19 protein-coding genes, 1 tRNA gene and 2 pseudogenes are annotated in these 22,457 nt (G+C 64.5%); 8 read left to right on the top strand and 14 right to left on the bottom strand.

Going from position 1 to position 22,457, the window contains the following annotated elements; genetic code table 11:
* Positions 1 to 214: 214 nt before the first annotated feature.
* Both L5G28_RS00915 and L5G28_RS00910 read left to right on the top strand, forming a co-directional pair.
* Positions 215 to 796, top strand: a pseudogene (locus L5G28_RS00915) (ATP-binding protein); the annotation flags it as partial.
* 153 nt (positions 797 to 949) lie between these two features.
* A complete protein-coding gene (locus L5G28_RS00910) occupies positions 950 to 1,396 on the top strand; it encodes a hypothetical protein (RefSeq protein ID WP_236999924.1) in 447 nt (148 codons plus the stop codon).
* 576 nt (positions 1,397 to 1,972) lie between these two features.
* Here L5G28_RS00910 and L5G28_RS00905 read toward each other — a convergent pair.
* From L5G28_RS00905 to L5G28_RS00900, 3 genes are all read right to left on the bottom strand, one after another.
* Complete coding sequence (locus L5G28_RS00905) at positions 1,973 to 2,470, bottom strand: hypothetical protein (RefSeq protein ID WP_236999923.1); 498 nt, start codon at positions 2,468 to 2,470, stop codon at positions 1,973 to 1,975.
* Positions 2,471 to 3,121 carry an amidase domain-containing protein gene (locus tag L5G28_RS19475; RefSeq protein ID WP_372477135.1) on the bottom strand — a complete coding sequence of 217 codons (651 nt, stop codon included), beginning with the start codon at positions 3,119 to 3,121 and terminating at the stop codon, positions 2,471 to 2,473. It abuts the gene before it with no gap.
* 569 nt (positions 3,122 to 3,690) lie between these two features.
* A complete protein-coding gene (locus tag L5G28_RS00900) occupies positions 3,691 to 4,344 on the bottom strand; it encodes an MspA family porin (protein ID WP_236999922.1) in 654 nt (217 codons plus the stop codon).
* Between the two features lie 331 nt (positions 4,345 to 4,675).
* On the opposite strand from L5G28_RS00900, the gene L5G28_RS19250 reads away from it, so the two are divergent.
* Positions 4,676 to 4,798: a hypothetical protein gene (locus L5G28_RS19250; RefSeq protein ID WP_265743577.1), complete on the top strand. Its 123-nt coding sequence runs from the start codon at positions 4,676 to 4,678 to the stop codon at positions 4,796 to 4,798.
* A 118-nt stretch (positions 4,799 to 4,916) separates the two neighbouring features.
* Here the strand turns inward: L5G28_RS19250 and L5G28_RS00895 are convergent, their stop codons facing one another.
* From L5G28_RS00895 to L5G28_RS00875, 5 genes and pseudogenes are all read right to left on the bottom strand, one after another.
* Entirely contained in the window at positions 4,917 to 5,138 is a 222-nt protein-coding gene (locus L5G28_RS00895; RefSeq protein WP_236999921.1) for a helix-turn-helix domain-containing protein, read from the bottom strand.
* Positions 5,135 to 5,419: a hypothetical protein gene (locus tag L5G28_RS00890; RefSeq protein ID WP_236999920.1), complete on the bottom strand. Its 285-nt coding sequence runs from the start codon at positions 5,417 to 5,419 to the stop codon at positions 5,135 to 5,137. The genes L5G28_RS00895 and L5G28_RS00890 overlap by 4 nt, the downstream gene beginning before the upstream one ends.
* Before the next feature lie 60 nt (positions 5,420 to 5,479).
* Positions 5,480 to 6,701, bottom strand: a pseudogene (locus L5G28_RS00885) (IS3 family transposase).
* Between the two features lie 115 nt (positions 6,702 to 6,816).
* On the bottom strand, positions 6,817 to 7,896 hold the full coding sequence (locus L5G28_RS00880) for a tyrosine-type recombinase/integrase (RefSeq protein WP_236999919.1): 1,080 nt from the start codon (positions 7,894 to 7,896) through the stop codon (positions 6,817 to 6,819).
* Between the two features lie 123 nt (positions 7,897 to 8,019).
* Positions 8,020 to 8,093, bottom strand: a tRNA-Gly gene (locus L5G28_RS00875).
* A gap of 158 nt (positions 8,094 to 8,251) precedes the next feature.
* On the opposite strand from L5G28_RS00875, the gene dcd reads away from it, so the two are divergent.
* Complete coding sequence (gene dcd / locus L5G28_RS00870; RefSeq protein ID WP_236999918.1) at positions 8,252 to 8,818, top strand: dCTP deaminase; 567 nt, start codon at positions 8,252 to 8,254, stop codon at positions 8,816 to 8,818.
* Positions 8,819 to 8,821: 3 nt separating this feature from the next.
* Positions 8,822 to 10,015: a hypothetical protein gene (locus L5G28_RS00865; protein ID WP_236999917.1), complete on the top strand. Its 1,194-nt coding sequence runs from the start codon at positions 8,822 to 8,824 to the stop codon at positions 10,013 to 10,015.
* A gap of 9 nt (positions 10,016 to 10,024) precedes the next feature.
* Here the strand turns inward: L5G28_RS00865 and L5G28_RS00860 are convergent, their stop codons facing one another.
* The 5 genes from L5G28_RS00860 to L5G28_RS00840 all read right to left on the bottom strand — a co-directional run bounded on the left by L5G28_RS00860 (position 10,025) and on the right by L5G28_RS00840 (position 16,019).
* Positions 10,025 to 10,786 (bottom strand): MerR family transcriptional regulator, encoded by a 762-nt coding sequence (locus tag L5G28_RS00860; protein WP_236999916.1) that lies wholly within the window; start codon positions 10,784 to 10,786, stop codon positions 10,025 to 10,027.
* 56 nt (positions 10,787 to 10,842) lie between these two features.
* On the bottom strand, positions 10,843 to 11,964 hold the full coding sequence (locus tag L5G28_RS00855; RefSeq protein WP_236999915.1) for a PDR/VanB family oxidoreductase: 1,122 nt from the start codon (positions 11,962 to 11,964) through the stop codon (positions 10,843 to 10,845).
* Between the two features lie 5 nt (positions 11,965 to 11,969).
* A complete protein-coding gene (locus L5G28_RS00850; RefSeq protein ID WP_236999914.1) occupies positions 11,970 to 12,884 on the bottom strand; it encodes a metal-dependent hydrolase in 915 nt (304 codons plus the stop codon).
* A 10-nt stretch (positions 12,885 to 12,894) separates the two neighbouring features.
* Positions 12,895 to 14,676, bottom strand: coding sequence for an SDR family oxidoreductase (locus L5G28_RS00845; RefSeq protein ID WP_236999913.1), 1,782 nt, complete (start codon positions 14,674 to 14,676; stop codon positions 12,895 to 12,897).
* Positions 14,677 to 14,765: 89 nt separating this feature from the next.
* Positions 14,766 to 16,019 carry a pyridoxal phosphate-dependent aminotransferase gene (locus tag L5G28_RS00840; RefSeq protein WP_236999912.1) on the bottom strand — a complete coding sequence of 418 codons (1,254 nt, stop codon included), beginning with the start codon at positions 16,017 to 16,019 and terminating at the stop codon, positions 14,766 to 14,768.
* Between the two features lie 58 nt (positions 16,020 to 16,077).
* Here L5G28_RS00840 and L5G28_RS00835 point away from each other — a divergent pair, with 58 nt between their 5' ends.
* Complete coding sequence (locus L5G28_RS00835; protein ID WP_236999911.1) at positions 16,078 to 16,947, top strand: exodeoxyribonuclease III; 870 nt, start codon at positions 16,078 to 16,080, stop codon at positions 16,945 to 16,947.
* Positions 16,948 to 17,045: 98 nt separating this feature from the next.
* Positions 17,046 to 17,966, top strand: coding sequence for a type IV toxin-antitoxin system AbiEi family antitoxin (locus L5G28_RS00830; protein WP_236999910.1), 921 nt, complete (start codon positions 17,046 to 17,048; stop codon positions 17,964 to 17,966).
* Between the two features lie 64 nt (positions 17,967 to 18,030).
* On the opposite strand, the gene L5G28_RS00825 is transcribed toward L5G28_RS00830, so the two are convergent.
* Complete coding sequence (locus L5G28_RS00825) at positions 18,031 to 21,159, bottom strand: (Fe-S)-binding protein (RefSeq protein ID WP_236999909.1); 3,129 nt, start codon at positions 21,157 to 21,159, stop codon at positions 18,031 to 18,033.
* A gap of 543 nt (positions 21,160 to 21,702) precedes the next feature.
* Between L5G28_RS00825 and L5G28_RS00820 the strand changes: the two genes are divergently transcribed.
* Complete coding sequence (locus tag L5G28_RS00820; protein WP_236999908.1) at positions 21,703 to 22,407, top strand: hypothetical protein; 705 nt, start codon at positions 21,703 to 21,705, stop codon at positions 22,405 to 22,407.
* Positions 22,408 to 22,457 lie beyond the last annotated feature (50 nt).

Below are 22,457 nucleotides of genomic sequence, written 5' to 3'. Positions count from 1 at the left end.
CGAGTGCGCGGCGCGTGCCGATGATGGACTGAGTCTAGGTGGTGGCTGACGCGGTGAAGAAGGAATACGGGAGGATCGACGTCGCGAATGAGCGGACTTCAGCCTCGAAGCACGGTCCGCCTTGTACCAGCGACAATCAAGTGGAGCCGATGACGGGAATCGAACCCCAATAGTTGTCCGAGTTATACCATATGTCCTGGGGGGATAGGTTCCAAAGGTCGAGGGTCTAATCCGCCGCGCCGGACTGCGTTACCCGAACGCGGACCTGCGCCGCCTGGACCTCGTCGAGGAACGGGGCCTGGACCGTCACACGATAACGCAGCTCGCGACCTGCTCGGTCATCCAGCGCCAGCAGAACGTCGTCTTCCAGGGCTTCGCCGGCTCAGGAAAGTCGTTCCTCGGCTGCGCGCTGGCGAAGCAGGCCTGCCTGCACAGGATCCGTGCGCACTACATTCGCATGCCCGACCTCGCGGAAGCCTGGGCGCTAGCTAAGGACAAACCCCAAGGCCACGCGAAGTTCCTGCGGAAGTACGCCGCGTTCTCGCGACTGGTGATCGATGAATGGCTCCTGGACCATCCCGATGACGACATGCGCTCGATGCTTCTGGAACTGCTCGAACGCCGTCACGACACCGGCTCGACGGTGTTCTGCACCCAGTACGCGAAGAAGGACTGGCATCCCCGGCTCGGCTCGGGAGTCCGCGCCGATGCGATCATGGACCGGATCGTCCACAACGCCATCTGGATCGACACCGGCACGAAGAACATGCGCGAACACGCCGCCATGACTCAGTGACCCGGAGCCGGCGGGAGCCCGTGGCCCCCACGGCGACGGCTACTGGCCCCCGCCGGCACGATCGGTGGCCCCCGAAGGCACGATCGGGTGGCTCCCACGACTACGAATACTCACACGTCGACTGCGCACACCCCGGATCGTCACGCCTCGTCCATGGTCATCGTGCCAGTAGCGGTCTCGACAGCAGTCGGGCACGCGCCGGAGATCACAAACGACGGATTCGCGCGGCAACGGATGAACAAGTCCGGAACGTTCTCGGCGAACACAACGAGACGCATCGTTACAGGAAGGTCCTCGGACGCGGCGAATCCGGCGGTCATCGTCGGGGACAAACTCGTCGTTCAAGGCGACGGGCCCAGCACGATCACCGCACGAGCTGTCGGCCCCGGCGGCGGCGGCAACAACGTCCACGCCTATCTCGTGCTGGACGGTACGACGATCGCGACCTACGACGCCTACGGCAGCGCGTTCAACGCACCACCTTGGTCTATCCCGCGAACCCTGTCGAACGGTGACGAGGTATGGATCGAGGCGACGGCCGACTCCTTCGCGACGCTGACGATCAACGTCGGCGCGTACATTGAGGTAGTTCCGCAGTAGCCGACCACGCACGACCAAGCGCCCCACCCATCACAAGGGGGTGAGGCGCTTTCGTTGTCTCCAGGAGATGGCGACAGCAGAAGCTCGACCGATGCAATCGCGCCAAGTCCTCTTCTACTGCTTCAATTCGACCGCAACCTCACCGCCGATATCTGTCAGGATGCATGCAACGCTCGATCGAATTCTTCCGGCATCGACCACTTCGGCGGACACCTCCCACCGCGGTTCGCCTCGTTCACTGGGACGCAGGCGCGCGCCCGAATCCCAGTTAATGAACTGCGACGAGGCCGGAACATCGTGTGCCTGACGAAAACTGCCTTTCACATTCAACGCGGCCCTTCCGCTCGAGAATGATTACCGAGGTGGTATCGGTCGCTGGAATTGCCGCCGAGGAAGTAGACGAAGTCCTATTAGACACGAAACAGCTGGAGATTGACAGGCCGACCACCAATATTGCCGAGATCACCGCAGATGTTTTGGCAACACCGGCATGTCGGCCTCGGACCTCACCTTGCATGATCTTCTTCCGGATTCACGGCAGGCATCGCCCTGGTTAGTGCGCTGTCCTGCCCAATCTCAATTGCTGTGAGATGATGAGTAGATTTCGGTAACCATAGACCAGCTGCTCCACTCCGGAACAACTCCGTACTCAATGGCTACTGTTCCTGACATTCTTTCATCGCAGAGGACCTCTGCTTCTACTCGCTCGATCGCGACTTCACCAAGGCTCGATTCCTCTGTCCTTAGATGCTCAGACTTGATGATGTCCCCGTAATGGCAACCGGTTGGTGGCTGAGCCTTCTTGAACTGCAAGGTTGCTTGGGTGTACTGAGAAGAATCCCGAGCGATGCGTTCGTCGAGCTCTTCGGTTCCTTCGTTCAGGTAGCGAATGACCTTCCCAGCGGTGAACTCGACGTCGGAGGATTCTGGGGCCGAACGTAGATTCCCTTCATAGTCGTCGGAGTCTGTTGCGAACCAGGCCCATGCGCCGACGGCCATGGCGGCGATCAGGGCGATTACGCCGATGACGGTGAGAATAGATTTCCTATTGCGCATTGATTTACCTTCGGGCATCTAGTAGGACACACTTACGAACTCGGCTTGCGACGGCCCTCCGACGTAGTCACCCGCCGGGTTTGGTGTCCACGGGGCATGCTTCTCGCACCCAGAGTCAACAGAATGCTGGTCGACGACATCGACGAGGTTGCCGCGCGAATCCTTCACCTGGCCAACGTAGACGGCGATATGATTGATGGACCCATCCCTCTTTTTGTAGTAAATAAGATCCCCAGGCAGAAGCCCAGCTTTCGAAGGTGCAAGCGGATCATATGTTGCCGGAGCTGCGGTGTTCAACTTTTGGATTCCCACGATACGTCCCCGCTCAGAGTGTTGAGTCATGAAGTTGTGATTCTCGCGGGCGAGGGTCCAGGTTGTTGAGTAGTCCTTGCCTGGGCCTGCGTAGTCGCCCTGGTACCAGTCGTCCGAGTCTCCGCCCCGTGGATCATCGATACCAGGGCCGATGTTGGAGAATCCGCCAGCTCGCATCACCTGTGAAACGAAGTTTGTACAGTCTCCTCGATCGAAGAAATCGTAGGCGCTATTGGGCGATGCTGCATAGCGCTCGGCGTACGCAACAGCTTCTTGGCGTGCCGTACTGACGTTCGGGGCTGGCTCTAGCGGCGTGTTGGCGAACGGACATCGTGTGGACGGGGACTTCGTGTTCATATAGGAGAACGGGCTGGTGTCCTCCGCCGCGTCCTTTCGCCCGAACTGCCGGTCCAGCTTCTCTATTCCGCTTCGCTTCGTACGGGTGTCACGACGGTGTTGCGGCGGTGCCGGGTGCGTAGGCGTGGCCACTTGCTCGCGAGCGTTCGTCTGATGTGGACGGGACTCTGCAGTGGATGTCGGTGAAGGTATGTCGGTTGGCGCGTGGACGTTGGGGCTGGCACCGGCTCCTCCGCCATTGGGGGCGCTCTCGACCGATGGTGCCGTGACGGTGGGCTGTGGGGTGGGTGTCGTCGTGTCAGGGTTCTGGCAGACGTATGGGACTGGCGGTGGCGGTGCTTGTGATGCTGGGCGGTTGTTGGATTGTGCCCAGCCTTGTGCCCAGGTGTTGTTGTAGGCCTTGGTCTCTCGAGCACACCGTTCAGCGGGTGTCTCGGCTCCGGCAGGTGATGCGGTGAGTGCGAGCGTTCCGCATAGCACTGCGGTGAGGACTACTGCGATCGCGGCCCACACCGTGCGGCTGACTCGTCGTCGCCGGTGTTGAGTGGTTGTCATCGTTTGATCTCGTCTCAGAGCCAGGTTCGGGCGGAGAAGACGTTGATAGTGTCGTCTGCTGTCGGGGTCGACACGGAGAGTCGTCCGATGATGCGGGTGGAGACTTTGCCCCAGCAGCCGTCGACGCTGACGCGGGCCTTCTTGACGCGGATGGAAGCGTGATCGCTCTGCAACTGCTTCTTACCGAGCGATATTTCGCTGATCTTGCCGGGCTTGATGTTCGCCGAGATTTGCGGACTGACCGACGCTGATCCCCCGATGTTGGCGCTGGGGACGCCGCTGATCGTGACGCCTACGTTTGGCCCGATAGACCCGGACAGGCCGAGGGTGGTGCCGTCGGAGACGTCGACTTGGCAGCCGATCACGAGGAAGTGTTCAAGGATTGCCGACTGAACGGGGGTGTTTCCGGTGCCGGTGATTGCGCCTGCGACTTTGGATGAGATCCATCCTTCGCGTGAGGTGGGTGCGTTTGCGAGGTTGTGCATCGGATTGACGACCAACTCGGAGGCGTCGAGGCGGATCTTCCAGCCGTCGTCGGTGGTGAGCTTGTCGTGTTTGCTAGACAAGCGCTTTGGCGTGGCGTCGGCCTGTCCTGTGAGACCGATACTGACCGGCAGTACGGCCAGGGCCGCGAGGCTGGCGACGGTGAGCCGCGTGTGGTTCTTCATGCTGAGTTGATTCCCTCCCTGCGTGCTGGATGCACGTCCCGTGTGTCGCGGGCCAGCTCTCGACAGAATTGCGAAAGGTCCCCCGACGTTCCTGAACTTCTCAGTCCCCCCAAAGGGCCTACAGGATTCCTAGCACCACCACGCGATGTCGGCAATAGTGCAGCAAATGTATCGGTGCTATACCGGGTAGGCAGAGTGTGCCTGTCGGGCAGGGGAACTCCCACGTCATAGACGTGCCGACGGGAAGATGGCAAATTCCCGAACGTTACCGATTGTGGCGAATATCATGAGTTTGGTAACGTCGTGATCGTGGTGTCGTACCGTCGAGCGCATGATTGACGTCGAACTGTCGGGCCGCTTCCACGACGGGAAGCACTGGGAGGTCGCGTCACTCGGCGACGACATCCTCATGCCCGTCATCCACCGCCGTGGCGCCGAAGTGCCTCACGACTGAGGGGCGGGACGCTTTCGTCATATCCCCACCCCGAGTAGGGAGCACATCGACCGGTGGTCGCTTATCACGAGTATCCACGGATCATCCCCACCGGAGTGGGGAGCACTCACCATAGCGGCTAGCCTGCGGCGTCTCGCATTTGGTAGACCGCCGACCGATTGATGCTGGCGACCTCCGCGATCTTCGTAGCGGGCATCCCCGCTTCGACAGCGCGAACGACGGCAGCGCGACGACGAGCCTGCGCGTCAGCGAGGGCCGACTCGGCAGCCTGTACGTCGCGCGCCGCCCGACTGAGGTCGCCCACGAGCTCGACGCCCTCGAGCCAGTCGCGGCGGGTCACGCCTGCACCTCGACGCACTCGCGGGTGATGACCTCGGGACGGCCGCTGTTGAGGCGTGACGCATTCTCGACATGGAAGTCAACGAGCGATTGCGCCACCTCGTCGATGGTCGAGTGGATGATCCGCGGGTACTCGTCGATGTCACCCTCCGACTTGGCGATGATCTCTCGGGCTGCGTAGGACTGGAAGCCGTCGTCGGCGATCCGGACCTCTCCGATGTCGAGGTTGGTTTTCCATGCGCCACCGGTGCCGAGGTCGACGTGCGTGATGATGACGTGCATCGTCGGGCCGGTGCTGGAGTGGGCTGTGTCAAGTTTCGTAGACGGCAGAACGCTTGATTTCTATGCGGCCAGGTCCGCCGCGTGATCGGTGCGGGTGAGGAACTCAGACATCAGTTGTGTGGGCGGCCGGTAGCCGAGGGTCGAGTGCCGGCGACGCCGGTTGTAGAACACCTCAATGTAGTCCGCGACCGCCAGGCGGGCACGTGCCCGGGTGGCGAACCGCGACCGGTGGAACATCTCGTTCTTGAGCATCGAGAAGAACGACTCGCGACCGCGTTATCCCAGCACACCCCGGTCCGGCCAACCGATAGCCGAACGTCGAGTCGTCTTGCGGCAGTGGCGAACTCGGCGGAGGTGTATTGCGCTCCGCGGTCGGAGTGGAATACTGCCCCACCGGCGACGAACCCGTCGCGGTGAGCCATCGCCAACGCGTCGGTGATCAGCGCAGTCCGCATGTGCGGCGCAGTCTGCCAGCCCACGACCATCCGGGTGGTCAGGTCGATTACCGTCGCCAGATACAACCAGCCCTCGCCGGTCCGCAAGTATGTGATGTCACCGACGAGATGCGTGGTCGGCACCGGCGGGGTGAACTGGCGGCGGAGCAGGTCACGGCGCTCGTCGGCGTCAGGTGCGGGGATCGTGGTGCCGATAACCGACCGCGGCGCGATTCCCTCGATCCCGAGATCATGCATGATCTTCGCGACCAGCCACAGCGACACGTGTGTGCCCTCTGCCGCCAGGTCGGCGTGGATGCGGCGGACCCCGTAGACGCGACGGGACCGCTCCCACAGTGCGGTGATCGGTTCCGCGAGGATGCTGCGTCGCGCAACTCTCGAGGTAGTCTCCGGCGGCGTGTCGAGGTTGGCCCGCCAGGCGTGGTAGCCGGTGCGTTCCACGGCGAGCAGTCGGCACATGACGGTGATCTCGTGGTGGCCTTCTTCGGCGTGGATCAGCTTGTATTTGCTGGTCACGGCTGTTCCTTCGCGAAGAAGGCCGCGGCTTTCTTCAGGAAGGTGTTCTCGTCACGCAAGCGGGCGATCTCCTTGCGCATCTCGAACACGTCGTCGCTGTCCGGGTCGGGGGTGCGGCGGTGTGAGCCGGTGCCCGTGCCTGCGGTGCCGGCTGACTTGGCGACCCACCGCCCCAGGCTCGACTCGCTCAGATCGAGATCGCGGGCAACGTCGGCGCGGGAGCGGCCGAGCTCGAGAACCATGGCGACAGCATCTGCTTTGAACTCATCGGTGAAGGAACGTCGAGGCCTTCGCGGCGGTGAGGTGGTCATATCCAGCAGGATCCTTCCGTGTTGGGGTTCTGCTGTCTACGCCAACCATGACACCCCAGAGGCCGTAGACACTAGTGTCTAGTGACTAGACGTGATTCACCCGAACGGGGGAACATCAGCCGAGCATCCTCCCAATCGCCGCAGCCGCAGCCGCACCAGACTCACGATCCACATGCGAATACGTATTCACCGTCGTCGTAATGTCCTCATGCCCCAGATGCCGCGACACCACCGCAATCTGCACATTCGCACCGATCATCCACGACGCACACGTATGCCGCAGATCATGAATCCTCGGAGCCTTCGCGGCCAACACCTTCCGCGCCGGCCCCCACCCATCATTGAAGAAGTTCTGCTGCTTCACCGCCGAGCCAGCCGAGTTCACGAACACGAAGTCGCCGCCATCGCCGATCCTGCGGCGTGCGACCTCCACCGCTTGCGGAGGCAAGTTGATCGTCCGCACCGACCGCCGCGACTTCGGCGGCCCCAACTCCCGGCCAGACTTCCCCTGCTTCCACGCATGCGACACCCGGCACGTCCCCGTATCCAGATCGATCGCAGACGGGGCGAGCGCGGTCGCCTCACCGAACCGCATCCCCGTCGACACCAGCCACAACGCGAGGTCCGCCCACGGCTCGCGCGTCATCGCCCCGTGAATCAGATCGAACTCCGGGCGCGACAGGAACACCATCTCGCGTTTCTCGGTCCTCGAGATCCGCTGACCGTCGCACGGATTCCGTTCGATCTTCCCCGCCACCGCAGCAGCCTTCAACGCCCCAGACAGGAAAGCGTGCTTGTTCTGGATCGTCTTCCCCGACGGTCTCGGGTCTGCCGACTCCAGCTCGATCAACCACCGGGATACTGTGGCCGCGGTGATCGCCGACAGAGGGAGACGTCCGAGTGTCGCGAGGTCGGCGTCCCGGTACCGCCGGTAGGAGCGGCGGGTGCCTTCGATGATGCCGGGCAGACTGTCGATGTGCTCGGTCAGCCACTCGTGCAGCGTGAGCTCGCCGCTATCGGTGACGCCGAGGATCGACAGTGCTTCGGTCGGGCCGAGCTTGTCGACGTTGGCGCGGAACCGTTCGGCCGGCTTGATGTCGATGAATGTCGCAGAGCGTTGCTTACCGTTGTGCCGCCACAGCACCATGTGGGATGCGGTGCCGTCGCTCTTGGTGCGCGATCTGATGGAGGCCATTAGTTGTTGACTTTGTGCGGGTCATTGCACCCCGTACGACCTGGGGTATCGGGGTGTCGGTGTTGACACGGAATGTTGACATGAGCCGATTATCGCACATTTAAGCGTCTGACCTGCATGTCGTGGAGCCGATGACGGGAATCGAACCCGCACTCTCAGCTTGGGAAGCTGATGTTCTACCACTAAACTACATCGGCACTGCGCACCTCGAACGACGCGAGCATCACCATAACAAACCGTCGGTCGGGTCCGTGCCGTCGGTGCGCCTGGATCGTCGTTTCCATCGGGGGTGAGGCTTGCCACCGGTGTGCCGCCGATGCCGAAAACTGTACCTATCTGCAGTAACCTCATCTGCGTGCTGTTATCAGACCGCGACATCCGTGCCGAGATCGAGGGAGGCCGCCTCGGCATCGAGCCGTTCGACTCGACCCTCGTGCAGCCGTCGAGCGTCGACGTTCGCCTTGACGGGCTCTTCCGCGTATTCAACAACACGAAGTACACGCACATCGACCCCGCGAAGCGGCAAGACGAGCTCACGACCCTCGTCGAGCCCACCGAAGGGGAACCGTTCGTGCTGCACCCGGGGGAGTTCGTCCTCGGATCCACCCTCGAAGTGTGCTCGCTGCCAGACGATCTCGCGGGCCGCCTGGAAGGCAAGTCGTCGCTCGGCCGTCTCGGCCTGCTGACCCACTCGACCGCGGGATTCATCGATCCCGGCTTCTCCGGCCACATCACGCTGGAACTGTCGAACGTCGCGAACCTGCCGATCACGTTGTGGCCCGGAATGAAGATCGGACAGCTCTGCCTGTTCCGCCTCTCGAGTCCGGCCCAGTCCCCGTACGGGAGCGCGGCCGTCGGCTCCAAGTACCAAGGGCAGCGTGGTCCGACCCCCTCCAAAGCGTATTTGAACTTTCCGAGCTGACCGATGGCCGATCAGTACGACACACCGCCCTGGCTCGCCGGATTCAACGTCCCCGAAGCCCCGACCGGAGCCGTACTCGCCATCACGTTCGGGCCGTCCGGTATCTGGACCGGCCGCGTCGACGGCCGTAGGCGCATCGTGTCGGCACGGACCGAACACCGGATCGTGCCGAGCGTCCTCGACATGCGGATCGCCGCAGAATTTGTTGAGAACGGCAAGGTGCCAGAGGCCGCCGATCCCGCGGTGTTCGACGAACTGACCGAACTCGTCGCGCAAGCCCGCGGCACGATCGGCGACCGCGACAGCATTCTCCTCATGGGCGCCGGATCGCTGCGATTCGTCTCCGTGACCCGCGGCGACATCGTCGAAGCGACTGTGCCCGAAGTGAATCGCGTCCACGGCATGATCGTCGAACTCGCCGACACCGCACCCGTCGACGCGATCCTTCTCGGGCCCGGAACCGACCAGTGGCCCGGCCTGTGGGAGGCGCTCACCGAACGAGGCTTCACCACCCTCGCACCCGGCGATCCGTTCCCCACCACATTCGGCGGCGACGACGATCCGACCAACACCCTCGACCGCGTCGCGGTCGCACCCGCGGCACTCGCGTGGGGTGCGGAACCATCCGGTGACGGACCGCTCTCCTTCAGCGCATCCGGCATCGACCCCGCCGACTATGGGCTCGACGAATACGGGAACGTCCAGTACGACACTGACGCGACGGCCGACGAGAACTCGGACGGCGGCCGGTACGACGCAGACGCGGAAGCAGCCGAACAACGACGCGCCGCCGAACAGCGACGACGCTGGCGGATCACCGCGGCTGCGGCGATCGTCGTCGTCCTCGGGCTCGGTGGCGTCGGGACGGCTGTCGCCATGAACATCCACGAACACACCGGCCCCAGCATGGACGAGCTGAGTGACGTGTCCCGAACGCAGACCACCTCAGGTGAGGAATCGGTTGCGCCCGAACATATCCCGAACACGGCAGACCCGAAAGAAGTGAAGTCCGCCCGCGCGAAGATGCTCAAGTACACGACACCTCCGCCGCCGCCGAAGCCAACGTCGACGTCGACGAAGAAGCCGCAGCAGACGACCGAAGAACAGCCTGAGCCCGGCCCGAAACCGCAACCGAAGCCACGCAAGCGCACCATCCCGAACCCGATTCCAGGACTGCCTCCGATCGTCGTCGGATAGCGCTGATCGTCAGTCGCGGTGGTGCTTGCGGTCGCGGGCGACGGCGAGATAGTCGTCGAGCTGACGGGACAGCTCCCGGTCCAGGGCGCGGTACAAGGTGTTGTGGGCGGTGACGCGACCGGTGCGCCGCAGCTCGCTGAGGAAGTCAGACGCCCACTCCGACTCTTCGCCGACCTCGGGAATCCAGCCGTCGAACCTGCCCTCGGTGATCGCGCTACGACCCGCCGAGACGAGCGTGTGGGCAGCGCGCTGCATGTCTTCGTCGAGCTTCTCCTGCAGGTCGAGCACATACGACAACGGCATGCCGTTCGCCATCAGCCGCACGTAGCCGTCGATGCTCTCGGTGTCGGTGATCGTGTACTGCTCCGGCAGCGCACCGTCGCCGATCGGCTCGATGAGTCCCGATGCGCGCATTCGCTCCAGCAGTCCCGCGTCATCGGTCCCGAGCAGCTCGTACAGTTCTTCCACCGAGACAGTCTCTGACGGCGTCCGCGACCACGGCGCCGTGACGAGCTCCCGAAGACCGAGGACTTCGGCGAGATCCTCGCCCTGCTCCATACGCTCGAAGAACTCGGCGATGTGCGTCATCGTGAAACCGCGGCCCAGCAGGTCGTTGATGACATGCAGCCGAGACAAGTGCTCGTCACCGTAGATCGCGATCCGCCCGCGTCGCTCCGGCCGCGGAATCAGTCCACGGTCCTGGTAGCCGCGGACGTTCCGCGTCGTCGTGCCGGCAGCTTGCGCAAGATCGTCGATCCGATACTCGGTCATTCACATGATTCTTCCAAACCCCGAGGCTCGAGGCGTGCAGACTCCGGTGAGATGCCCTACACGTCGATCGTCAGCGACTCCGAATCGCAGCGCGAGACGCACGGCAGGAAGTAGCCGGACGCGCGCTCGGTGTCCATCAGACTGCCGTCACGGTGATCGACGGTGCCGTCGGCGACGCGCAGCTTGCACGTCCCGCAGAACCCCTGCTGGCACGAGTACGGCGTGCTGGGACGCAGCCGCCGAAGCGCGGTCAACACCGACTCGTCAGCGGCCACCGTCTCCGTCTCACCGGTCGACGCGAGCCTGATCGCGAACTCGGTCCCGTTCTCGATGGGCGGTGGCGAGAACCGCTCGTAGTGCAGTTCGATGTCGCCGCGGTCGACGAGACGCGTGCGCAACCCCTCCAACATCGGGGTCGGGCCGCAGCAGTACAGCGCGCCGCCGCCGTCGCCGACCTCGCCGATCAGATCGTCCATCGTCGGAAGGCCGTGCTCGTCGTCGGTGCGGATCTGCACGCGGTCGCCGTAGCGGGCGAGTTCCTCGCGGAACGGGATCGAGTCGAGCGTGCGGCCGGTGTAGATCATCGTCCAGTCGAGTCCGAGCCGGTCGGCGATCGCGACCATCGGCAGGATCGGCGTGATGCCGATGCCCGCAGCGACGAAACGGAGCCGGCCGACAGGCGATCCGTACCCCGGCAAGGCGAGCGGGAAAGCGTTGCGCGGACCCATGATCGAGACGGTGTCGCCGACGTGTAGGTCGTCGTGCACCTCCACCGATCCGCCACCTCCGTCGGGGATCCGACGGACGGCGATGCGGTATGTCGTGCGGTCACCGGGGTCGCCGCACAACGAGTACTCGCGCATGCGTCCCGATGGCAGCACCAGATCCAGGTGGGCTCCCGCGCGCCACTCCGGCAGCACCGCGCGGTCGGCCGCGGCGAACGTCAACGCGATCACGTTCTCATCGTGCGCGACGACCTCCCGGCCGACGATCTCGAGTTGCTGTACACCGTCTCGCTCGGTGACCGCGCGCAATCGGGTGACCGGGGCCCAGGCCGGGAACCATACCCGGCCGAGCCCGGAGAGGAAACGCATGAGCGGATCGCGCTGCCATCGACCCTTGAGGTGTGGCGGCTCGACCACCAGACCCGTCTCATGGAGATGTTTGGAGCCGGTCATCGTCGTCATCCCGCGCGCCGAGCACCCGGTGACGATGCCAGGTAGGCGACAGCTTGAGCGGTGTCGCCGATATGGGACGGGTGGAAGCCGGGCTTGAAGTAGGTGACCGTCGACAGGACCAGACGACCGAGCTTCGGGAGCGTGCCCTTCCGGGACTGGACGAAGTAGTCCTTCAAGTACGTCGCCGAACGTTTCGGCAGGCTCATCCGGGTGAACGTCGGGTCTTGGCTGTTGACGAACAGGAAGCTGCGAATAAGCAGGATCAACAAGAACGGCAGCGCGAGCGACATCGCACGAGCACGTCGGATCGGACTGTCGCCGAAATAGGCGGCGGCCTCGTGCGCGACCGAACGATGCTCCACCTCTTCGGCACCGTGCCACATGTACAAGTCCGTCAAGTCGGGATCGGCGCCGACCCGCACCCACGAACTGTTCAAAGCGAAGTCGCCGAGGAGCGCCGTGTAGTGCTCGATCGCGGCGATCAACCAGAGACGCTCGACGAGGTGCTTCTGTGTGGCGGCGGGAGTCTGTCCCTCCCGCGGCCCGAGGACCCGCTGGAACACCCACTCCATCTGCTTCAGGTAGGCGGTGGCGTCGACACCACGGTCCTCCAGCCAGGTGTGGACGGCCTTGTCGTGGGCTTCCGCGTGCATGGCCTCCTGGCCGACGAAGCCGCGGATGTCCTCCGCGAGCTTGGCGTCCTTCACCATCGGCAGCGCTTCGTTGAACGTCGTCACGAACCAACGCTCGCCCTCGGGAAGGAGCAGGTTCAACGAGGTGATCAGATTGGACGCGACCGGGCTGGTCGGGATCCAGTGCAGCGGACTGTTCGACAGATCGAATTCGACGTTGCGGGCGTGCAGCTCCACCTCGCCGGGATCGGTGTCGGCGGTGGGACGTGCGGCGTGCGTGCTCGTCATTACAAGGCTCCTATCCGGTCAGCTTCTGGCGTGCCGCGATGCGCGACGCCCACGGGACGAATCGGTACACGCGGTACCCGAACTTGGCTTCCGGTGTGACCGGCACGACGGCCTTGTTGGAGACCACGGCTGCGACGATCTCGCGGGCCACCTTGTCGGGCGTGTAGTTCCGCTTCTCGTAGAACCCGGTCACCTTGCGGCGCATGGCGTCCTGATCGTCGACACCCGCATACTCGGTGGCCGACGTGATGTTGGTGTTGACGATGCCCGGGCAGATCGCGCTGACACCGATCCGATCGGGCGCGAGTTCGGCGCGCAGACTCTCCGAGAACATCAGCACGCCCGCCTTGCTGGCCGAGTAGAGGCCGAGTTCGCGGGACGGGGTGAATGCCGCCGCCGACGCCAGATTCACGATGTGTCCGCCGGCGCCGCGGGCGACCATCTGCTTGGCGAACGCGCGACTGCCGCTGATCACACCCCGCAGGTTGATGTCGATGAGCCGGTCGATCTGATCGTCGGACGCGTCCAGCGCGCTGCCGCCCAATCCGATGCCCGCGTTGTTGACGACGATGTCGGGGACGCCGTGCCGGGCCCGGATGTTCTCGGCGAACTCGTTCACCGCAGCCGTCTTGGAGACGTCCAATTCGTAGACGTTCGTCAGCACCCCCATGGACTTGCACTCGGTGGCGGTCTCGTCGGCCGCCGCCGTGTCGATGTCGGCGAGAACCACTTCGCAGCCGAGCGCGGCCAACGCGTACGCCGTCTCGCGGCCGATGCCGCTGCCCGCGCCGGTGATGACCGCCAGCTTGCCTGTCAATGCGAGTGGCGCTCCCAGTAGGCGCGCGCGGTCGATCGTGTTCGGGGCGCGTGAGGTGCCGTTCTCGATGGAGTCGATGAACTCGATCGCCGTCGTCGCGAGGTAGTCGGGATTCGTGTAAGGCAGCCAGTGTCCGGTGGTGGACGACTTGCGCCACAGTTTCGCCGCGTGCGTGTAGGTGCGGTCGTAGATCGCGGGTCGCAGGGCGATGTCGCGGTCGTTCACGACTTCGAGAACGGGTACCGACGTCGGCCGCGGCTCCGGGCGGGCGAGCTTGCCGCGGATGTTGGCGCGATACAGCTTGAGCCCGGAGATCATGTCCTCGCGGAGCGTCGGCGCGAACGAGACGTTCTCGCGGGGCGTGCCCTCGATGACGTGCAGGAACTCGGTCCACAGTTTCTCGGTGCCGAGCGTTCGGAAGAACGCGTCCGAGACCCCGGGGATCTGGAAGAACCCGGTGTACGCCGACGACGCGACCTGCGAGAGTGCACGCGAGATGCTGCGCGGAGTCGGCGACGCGAGTTGGGCGCGGGCCCACTCACCCAAGAAGTCGAGGTTCGGCCCCGAGACCGACGTGAACGACGAGATGGATGTCTCGGCGCCCGGCGTCGTGACGGCCTCCCATGTCTGCACCGACCCCCAGTCGTGGGCGACGACGTGCGCGCTGCCGCCGTCGGTGACCGCCGAGATGACCGCGAACAGGTCTTGCGCGAGCCCTGCGAGACGGTACGAGGGGACGTCGTCCGGTCGATCGCTCTCGCCGAATCCGCGAGTGTCGTAGGCGAAGACACGGTAGTGCTCGGCGAGTCGGGGAGCGATGCGATCCCACAGGTGGTGCGTGTCGGGCCAGCCGTGCACGAGAACCACGGCCGGGCGGACGTCAGCCGCGGTGTCACCGTGCGCAGTGTCGCCGTACTGATAGGTCGCCAGGCGAACGTCACCCGCGGTGATGTCCGTACGGTGCCAGTCGGTCATATCGTCTCCGATCGTGCCATTGTTCATTGACACGGTACCACCGGTAACAGATACGCGCTAGACCCCGTCAGCTGGGGTTTCTGTGCAGGTCACTGTCGGTACGACGACAGGAAGTTGCCGATGCGGTCGATCGCCTCCGACAGGTCGCGCGTCCACGGCAGCGTGACGATCCGGAAGTGGTTCGTGTCGCGGAGGTTGAACCCCGACCCCTGCACCACCAGGATCTTCTCCTGCAGGAGCAGATCCTGGACGAACTTCTCGTCGTCGTGGATCTCGTGCACCTCGGGGTCGAGCTTCGGGAACGCGTACAACGCGCCCATCGGCTTCACACAGCTGACGCCCGGGATGTCGTTGAGCTTCTCCCATGTCACGTTGCGCTGCTCCAACAGGCGGCCGCCGGGCTTCACCAGGGCGTCGATGCTCTGATAACCGCCGAGCGCCACCTGGATCGCATGCTGGGCCGGGACGTTCGCGCACAGACGCGTCGACGCCAGGATGCCCATGCCCTCGATAAAGCCCCTCGCGTGGTCCTTCGGGCCGGTCATGACGACCCAGCCCGCACGGTAGCCGCAGACTCGGTACGCCTTCGACAACCCGTTGAACGTGAACGTCAGCAGGTCCGGAGCCAACGACGCAACGTTGATGTGTTCGGCGTCGTCGTAGAGGATCTTGTCGTAGATCTCGTCGGCGAGGATCAGCAGCGAATTCTTGCGGGCCACCTCGACGAGACGTTCAAGCACATCACGCGAGTAGACGGCGCCCGTCGGGTTGTTCGGGTTGATCACGACGATCGCCTTGGTGCGTGCGGTGATCTTCGATTCGATGTCCTCGATGCTCGGATTCCAGCCGTTGCCCTCGTCGCACTCGTAGTGCACCGGGGTGCCGCCCGAGAGGGAGGTCATCGCCGTCCACAGCGGATAGTCGGGCGACGGGATGAGCACTTCGTCGCCATTGTTGAGCAGGGCCTGCATCGTCATCGTGATCAGCTCGGACACGCCGTTGCCGAGCAGTACGTCGTCGACGTCGAAGTACGGGAAATCCGGGATCAGCTCGTAGCGGGTCACCACGGCACGGCGGGCCGACAGGACGCCTGCCGACTCCGAGTAACCCTGCGAGAACGGCAGCGTGTGGATCATGTCGCGCAGGATGACGTCCGGGGCCTCGAACCCGAACAGGGCGGGATTGCCGATGTTGAGCTTGAGGATGCGGTGGCCCTCAGCCTCGAGTCGCGCCGCCTCCGCGTGTACCGGACCGCGGATCTCGTAGCAGACGTTCTGCAGTTTCTCGGACTGCTCGAGCGTGCGGAGATTGAGGTTCTGGTGCGACACGTGGGGGCGACTCATGGGTACATTCTGTCAGTCGGATGCAACCGAATTGAATTCGGCGGGGACACTGGCAGGCGTGACTTCCACCTCGTTCACCGTCGCCTCGTTCAACGTCAACGGCATCCGGGCTTCTCGCCGACGCGGATTCGACGGCTGGCTCGCCGACAGGTCCCCCGACGTCGTCGGGCTCCAAGAGTTGAGGTGTCCGTTGTCGGAGGTCGGCGAGTTCCCGGGCTATGCGGCGTCGATCGACGTCGGCTCGATCCCCGGCCGGAACGGCGTCGCGCTGTTGACGCGGCATCACCCTGCAGCGGTCCGCTCGTGGGCGGTGACGCCGCCGAGGGCTCGGGGCCTGGGCGCCTATGCGTCTCACGGCCGATACATCGAGGTGGATCTGTCCGACCGCCCGCTCACAGTCGCGTGCCTCTACCTGCCGAAGGGTGGTCTGCCTGCGGACATGCAGCGGCCCGGCGGCATGCGTGCGGAGGCAGACGGCGGAGCCAAATACGAGCGGAAGATGGCGTTCCTCGCGGGTTTCGCCCGGGAACTCGACCGCAACCGGCTCGCAGCCGCGCGGGACGGTCGCGAGTTCCTGCTCGTGGGCGACCTCAACGTCGCACACACCCGGCACGACGTGACCAACTGGCGGCCCGCCCGCAAGATGGAGGGGTTCCTGCCGGAGGAGCGCGAATGGTTCTCGTCGCTGCTGTCGCCGCGGCGGCTGATCGACGTGGTGCGGACGCTGCACGGCGACGAGCCGGGGCCGCTCACCTGGTGGAGTTGGGCGGGACAGTCGTTCGTCAAGGACGTCGGCTGGCGGGTGGACCATCAGCTGGCGACCCCGTCGCTCGCGCGGCGCGCGGAAGCCGTGTGGGTGGACAAGGAGCCGTCGTCGGACGCGCGATTGTCCGACCATGCGCCGCTGATCGTGCGGTACCGGGAGTGATCTGACACGTTGGCACTCGAACTGTTCCTGGCGAACGGTTCGAGTGCCAACGATGCGGTGAACGGAACCGAACGGTGTGCGCGTGCGTCTAACCGAATGTGGGGGAGAACAACGAGGGCGCCGCACGCGTCTGCGTGAGGGTCGCCGAGCATCTGGCGACCCACGACGGGGTGATCACTGCGGCCCAAGCTTGCGACCTGCGGATGAGCGCAGGCGAAGTGCGCGGCAAACTGACTGCAGGCCTGTGGATTCCTCACGCACGGGGCGTCTACCTCTCGGCCGAGCATCAGATGACCGATATGGCGAGGATCCGCATCGCCGTGGCCGCGACGGGCGGGGTGGCCGACCGGACGGCCGCCGCATGGCTCCTTGGCTTCCTTCCGGATCTGCCAGACGTCATTACGCTGTCGGTTCCACGATCGGCGCACGGTGCGGCCCAATGCGCCGTGGAGACGGACTGCAAGCGGCGGAGTCTTCCTGCTGAGGACGTCATGGTCACACGAGGCGTCTCGGTGACCCGCAAGGCGCTGACACTCCTACAACTCGCATCTGTGCTGGCGATCGACGAAGCGATCACGATCATCGACCGCGCGGTGCAGACTGAGCGCATTCGGGTCCGCGAGCTGAGGGCCAGTCTCGACCGGAACTCCGGCGCTCATGGGATGCGGCAGGCACGCGTCCTCGTCGCTGCGGCCGAGGACGATTCGGAGTCTGAGGCCGAGCGCTTGTTCGTCCGCATGCTCACGAAGCATCGAATCACCGGATGGGTCCAGCAGCAGTGGATCAACGGCGTTCGCATGGACTTCGTTTGGCCCGAACTTGGCATAGTTGTGTCTGTTCACGGGTGGATGTTCCACCGCCGCTACGACCGGTGGGACCGTGACCTGCGGACCGCCAACATGCTCGGACTCGTGGGATTATTGCCGCTGAGCTTTCCCTGGAAGCGACTCAGGTTCGAGGAAGAGTCAGTCATCCGGGAGTTGGCTGCTGCGATCGAGTCACGAGAATCCGTCGACTAAAAACCTTGGCACTCGAACCGCTCCTGGGGAACAGTTCGAGTGCCAACGTCGTCAGCGGTTCGGGCTACTTTGCGCCGGGGCGCTTCTTCCCGGCCGCTAGGCCGAAGCCTTTCGCCTTCGCGGTACCGGTCTCGGTGATCGTCCGGTCATCCGATGCCGGAGCGGCCGATGCTTCGGTCGACTCAGGTTCCGGAGCCTCAGGTTCCGGGGCTTCAGGCTCGGGGGCTTCAGACTCGGCTTGGACTTCAGGCTGGGGCTCGGCAGGAGGTTCCGGCTCCGGAGCCGCTGCGGCTGGCTTGGGTGCTCCCGGCTTCTTGGCGCCGGGCTTCTTGATCCCGCCCGCCATGCCGAATCCCTTGGCCTTGCCCTCGGTCCCTCCGGTCACCGAGGGCTCTGCGGGAGCCTCCGATGTGGCGGTCGGTGCCTCGGTCGAGGCTTCAGCAGCAGCTTCCGGCTCCGGTGCAGCTGCGGCAGGCTTGGGTGCTCCCGGCTTCTTGGCGCCGGGCTTCTTCAACCCTCCTGCCATGCCGAATCCCTTGGCCTTGCCTTCCGAAGCCTCGGTTGCGGCGGGCGCTGCGGTCTCGGCCGCAGGAGCGGCCGGTGCTGCTGCACCTCCCGGCTTGGGCGCTCCACCCGGCTTCTTCAAACCGCCGGGCTTCTTGAGCCCGCCGCCCATGGCCAGCCCCTTGGCCGGTGCGGCTTCGGTCGCCTCGGCCGCAGGTGCTGCTGCCCCGCCTGGCTTGGGCGCCCCGCCCGGCTTCTTCAATCCGCCGGGCTTCTTGAGTCCGCCGCCCTTGGGTGCAAGACCCACCGCGGGTTTGGCGTCGGCCGGAGCCGCGGCGGCAGGCGCTTCGACCTTCGCTGCCGGCACCGGTTCGGGCTCGGGAGCCGGTTCGGACTGGATCGGGTGCAGGAACTTGCCACCGCGTTCGACGGTTTCGCGTCCGCGGAGCACCCCCTCGAGGATCATCTGCGCGACGTCGACGACCTCGACCTTGCCCTCTTCCTCGGTGCCGCTGGTCTGTGCGGTCACACCGTCGGTCAGCATGACGCGGCAGAACGGGCAGCCGGTCGCGATCTTCTTCGTGGCACCGTCGCCAGCCGGAGCCTGTGTCGTGGAGAGCGTGTCGAGCGCCTCGTCGACGCGGTCGACGTTGATGCGCTTACCGATCTGCTCTTCCATCCACATGCGCGCACCGCCGGCGCCACAGCACATCGAGCGTTCACCGTGACGCGGCATCTCGGTCAGCTGACCGCCCGCGGCGTCCATCAGTTCACGCGGAGCGTCGTAGACCTTGTTGTGCCGACCCAGGTAGCAGGGGTCGTGGTACGTGATGGCCTGGCCGCCGACCGGGGAGACCGGAACGAGCCGCTTCTCTCGGACGAGGCGGTTCAGCAGCTGCGTGTGGTGAACCACCTCGTACTCGCCGCCGACCTGCGGGTACTCGTTCCCGAGTGCGTTGAAGCAGTGCGCACAGGTCACGACGATCTTCTTGCGCTGGGTCGGTGCGGTCGCGAACAGCTCGTTGAACGTCTCGATGTTCTGCTGCGCCAGCATCTGGAACAGGAACTCGTTGCCCGCGCGGCGAGCGGAGTCGCCAGTGCAGGTCTCGCCCTGACCGAGGACCAGGAAGTCGACGGCAGCGATGTCGAGCAGTTCGGCTACGGCCTTCGTGGTCTTCTTCGCACGGTCCTCGTACGCGCCGGCGCAGCCGACCCAGAAGAGGTACTCGTAGCCTTCGAACGATTCGACGTCCTTGCCGTAGACCGGGATGTCGATGTCCATCTCGTCGATCCAAGCGGTCCGCTGCGAGGAGTTCTGCCCCCACGGGTTGCCCTTGTTCTCGAGATTCTTGAACATGCCGGCCAGCTCGGTCGGGAAGTCCGATTCGATCAGGACCTGGTAGCGACGCATGTCGATGAAGTGGTCGACGTGCTCGATGTCGACCGGGCACTGCTCGACACACGCACCACACGTGGTGCACGACCAGAGCGCTTCGGCGTCGATGACAGCGCCTGCCGGGTCTCCGCCGAGGGAGTCGCCGACCAGCTTGCGGTCGGCCTCGGCGAGTGCCGCGGCCGGAACCGCGTCGAGCTTCGCCTGATCGACGTTGCCGTCCTTGTCGACGATGCCGACCTCGTCGCCGCCCGTGTCTTTGCTGCCGCCTGCGAACAGGTACGGGGCTTTCGCCTGGCCGTGGTCGCGCAGCGCCATGATCATCAGCTTCGGCGACAGCGGCTTACCGGTGTTCCAGGCCGGACACTGCGACTGGCAGCGACCGCACTCGGTGCAGGTGGTGAAGTCCAGCCAGCCCTTCCACGAGAAGTCCTCGACCTTGCCTGCGCCGAAAGCGTCGACGTCGGGGTCGGCGGTCTCCATGTCGAGGACCTTGCCCTGACTCATCATCGGCTTCGCGGCGCCGAGGGCGACGCCGCCGTCGGACTCACGCTTGAAGAAGATGTTGGGGAACGCGGCGAAACGGTGCCACGCCACACCCCAGTCGATGTTGAGGCCGACCACGGCCAGCCAGATCATGCCGGACATCAGTTTTATGACCGCGGCGGCGGTCACCCAGTACACGGACCAGCCATCGAAGAGTTGCGCGAAGTAGTGGGTGAAGAACGAGGTCCAGATCGGCGGGTCCTCGATGCCCGATGAGATCTTGAAGGTCTTCACGAAGATCATGCCGAGGCCCTCGATGAGGACGACGAGCTCGACGAAGTACGCGGCGCCGAAACGCGAACCAGAGAAGCGTGAGAGGCGACCGGGGCGACGCGGGTGATTGAGCTGGCGGATGATCATCATCACCGAGATGCCGATCACCGTTCCCAGCCCGAGAACCTCGTCGGCGAAGATGTAGATGTTCCAGGCGCCGATCACCGGCCAGTGGAATTCGGGGTCGAAGATCTGCCCGTAGGCTTCGAACCAGAAGATCGCACCGATCAGGAAGCCGAACATCACGAGCCAGTGAGCCCAGCCCACGGTGCGGAATTTGACCATCCGCGTGTGTGCGACGAACTCTTTCAGCATCGTCATCAGGCGCTTGCCCGGGTGCGCGAAGCGCTGCGCGTCGACCTTCTGGCCTTGCGCTATGGAGCGGATCATGGTGAACACGCCCCGCAGGAACAGTGCCCAACACACCAGGCTGATGAACGCGGCGATCGATCCGATCACGATCGTGGTCGTCGTCATTGGAAGTACCGGCCTTTCTTCAGGTCGTACCAAGACTCGACGTGAGCGGCCGATGCCCGCGTCTAAGTCGACGTTTTTCTCCTGGTAACCGTAAGGCTTCGCCCCCGTCGTGCGCCGCCAAGGATTACCTAACTTCGCAGGTTGCAACGGCTTCCAGGTTTCCAAACCTAATGTTACTCGCCAGTAGGGTGTGGGCCAAGTTCACACACGGTGGAGTTCGTGTGACGTCGGACAAGGGCGCATGGGTGCGAGAGGCGACCGCGGCGACGGTGGCACAGTTCTCACCTTGACGAGGCGCATGCGTGCCGTGAATGCGGATGTCCTGACGAAAACCGAGTGGCTCCTCGGTGGTTCTGTCGACTGCACGGCAGCCAGCCCTTCGCTCATCGCGCAAGGCGCGGATGCGCTCATCGCGCTGGTGGCGCCCGACCTCGGCCTCAAGCTGAGCGATCTCAACAAGGCGTTCGCAATCGGGGTGCTCGGCATTCTCACCGGCGATGCGACGATTTCCGGCTCCTCGCCGGGCAGTCGTCAGCGAGCACCGTGTGCACTGCGTTGTACGGGACCGCGTCGGTCAGCGACGGCGGCGACAATCTCTCATCCTGCACCAGTGTCCTGTTCATCTTCCAACAATCGCAGCAGGGCGACGGCCCGGTGGTGTACGCCGTCAAGAACCCGTTCTCCCTCGCGCTTGCGTCACCGCTCGCTGAACTGTTGCCGGTGATCGGCATGGCCGAGCAACTGGGGTTGGAACTGCCGTTCCCGAAGGCGGTCACCGATCTCCTCGGCGTCGGCTTCATGCCGACGTTCACCGACGACCTCATCCGCATCGTGATGTCCGACGACGGACCGAAGATCGAGACGGACCTGTTCGGCGCGAAGGACGCGGCGACCACTGCGACGCCGACTGCTCTCGCGGCGAAGCACACGTCGCCCCAGGCTGCGGACGATGACGCAGTCGCTGCCGACGCGGTCACTGACGACGCGGTCACCGCGGGTGACGTGACGGCAGGCGCTCCGGCCGAGTCGGAGGACGCGATCGAGGTAGAGGCTCCCGCCGCAGAGGCCCCTGTCGCCGAGGCTGAGGCCGAGACGGCTCCGTTCTGTTGTTTCGTGGTGCCGTTGACCCTCGTGTTCCGAGCCGTGCTGAACGATGATCACAGGCGGTCCGAGCGGAACGTCACATCCTGCATCGGCATGATCTATCGCATTCCCCGGCGAAAATGTGCCGTAGAACACTCCGGTTGAGCGATTCCCTACTCGCGAGTAACTCCTCGGCTTAGCGTCGGAACCGGTCG

The sequence above is a fragment of the Gordonia liuliyuniae genome (genome assembly GCF_021739025.1).
Lineage (GTDB): Bacteria > Actinomycetota > Actinomycetes > Mycobacteriales > Mycobacteriaceae > Gordonia > Gordonia liuliyuniae.
Note: the sequence above shows the minus strand (reverse complement) of the source record. Positions and strands in the feature narration are given on the sequence as shown.

What these genes read in the sequence shown, in the direction of transcription:
- L5G28_RS00910 (WP_236999924.1), top strand. Translation starts at nt 950, where the DNA reads ATGGTCATCGTGCCAGTAGCGGTCTCGACAGCAGTCGGGCACGCGCCG.
- L5G28_RS00905 (WP_236999923.1), bottom strand. Translation starts at nt 2,470, where the DNA reads ATGCCCGAAGGTAAATCAATGCGCAATAGGAAATCTATTCTCACCGTC.
- L5G28_RS19475 (WP_372477135.1), bottom strand. Translation starts at nt 3,121, where the DNA reads ATGAACACGAAGTCCCCGTCCACACGATGTCCGTTCGCCAACACGCCG.
- L5G28_RS00900 (WP_236999922.1), bottom strand. Translation starts at nt 4,344, where the DNA reads ATGAAGAACCACACGCGGCTCACCGTCGCCAGCCTCGCGGCCCTGGCC.
- L5G28_RS19250 (WP_265743577.1), top strand. Translation starts at nt 4,676, where the DNA reads ATGATTGACGTCGAACTGTCGGGCCGCTTCCACGACGGGAAGCACTGG.
- L5G28_RS00890 (WP_236999920.1), bottom strand. Translation starts at nt 5,419, where the DNA reads ATGCACGTCATCATCACGCACGTCGACCTCGGCACCGGTGGCGCATGG.
- L5G28_RS00880 (WP_236999919.1), bottom strand. Translation starts at nt 7,896, where the DNA reads ATGGCCTCCATCAGATCGCGCACCAAGAGCGACGGCACCGCATCCCAC.
- L5G28_RS00865 (WP_236999917.1), top strand. Translation starts at nt 8,822, where the DNA reads ATGGCCGATCAGTACGACACACCGCCCTGGCTCGCCGGATTCAACGTC.
- L5G28_RS00860 (WP_236999916.1), bottom strand. Translation starts at nt 10,786, where the DNA reads ATGACCGAGTATCGGATCGACGATCTTGCGCAAGCTGCCGGCACGACG.
- L5G28_RS00855 (WP_236999915.1), bottom strand. Translation starts at nt 11,964, where the DNA reads ATGACCGGCTCCAAACATCTCCATGAGACGGGTCTGGTGGTCGAGCCG.
- L5G28_RS00850 (WP_236999914.1), bottom strand. Translation starts at nt 12,884, where the DNA reads ATGACGAGCACGCACGCCGCACGTCCCACCGCCGACACCGATCCCGGC.
- L5G28_RS00845 (WP_236999913.1), bottom strand. Translation starts at nt 14,676, where the DNA reads ATGACCGACTGGCACCGTACGGACATCACCGCGGGTGACGTTCGCCTG.
- L5G28_RS00840 (WP_236999912.1), bottom strand. Translation starts at nt 16,019, where the DNA reads ATGAGTCGCCCCCACGTGTCGCACCAGAACCTCAATCTCCGCACGCTC.
- L5G28_RS00825 (WP_236999909.1), bottom strand. Translation starts at nt 21,159, where the DNA reads ATGACGACGACCACGATCGTGATCGGATCGATCGCCGCGTTCATCAGC.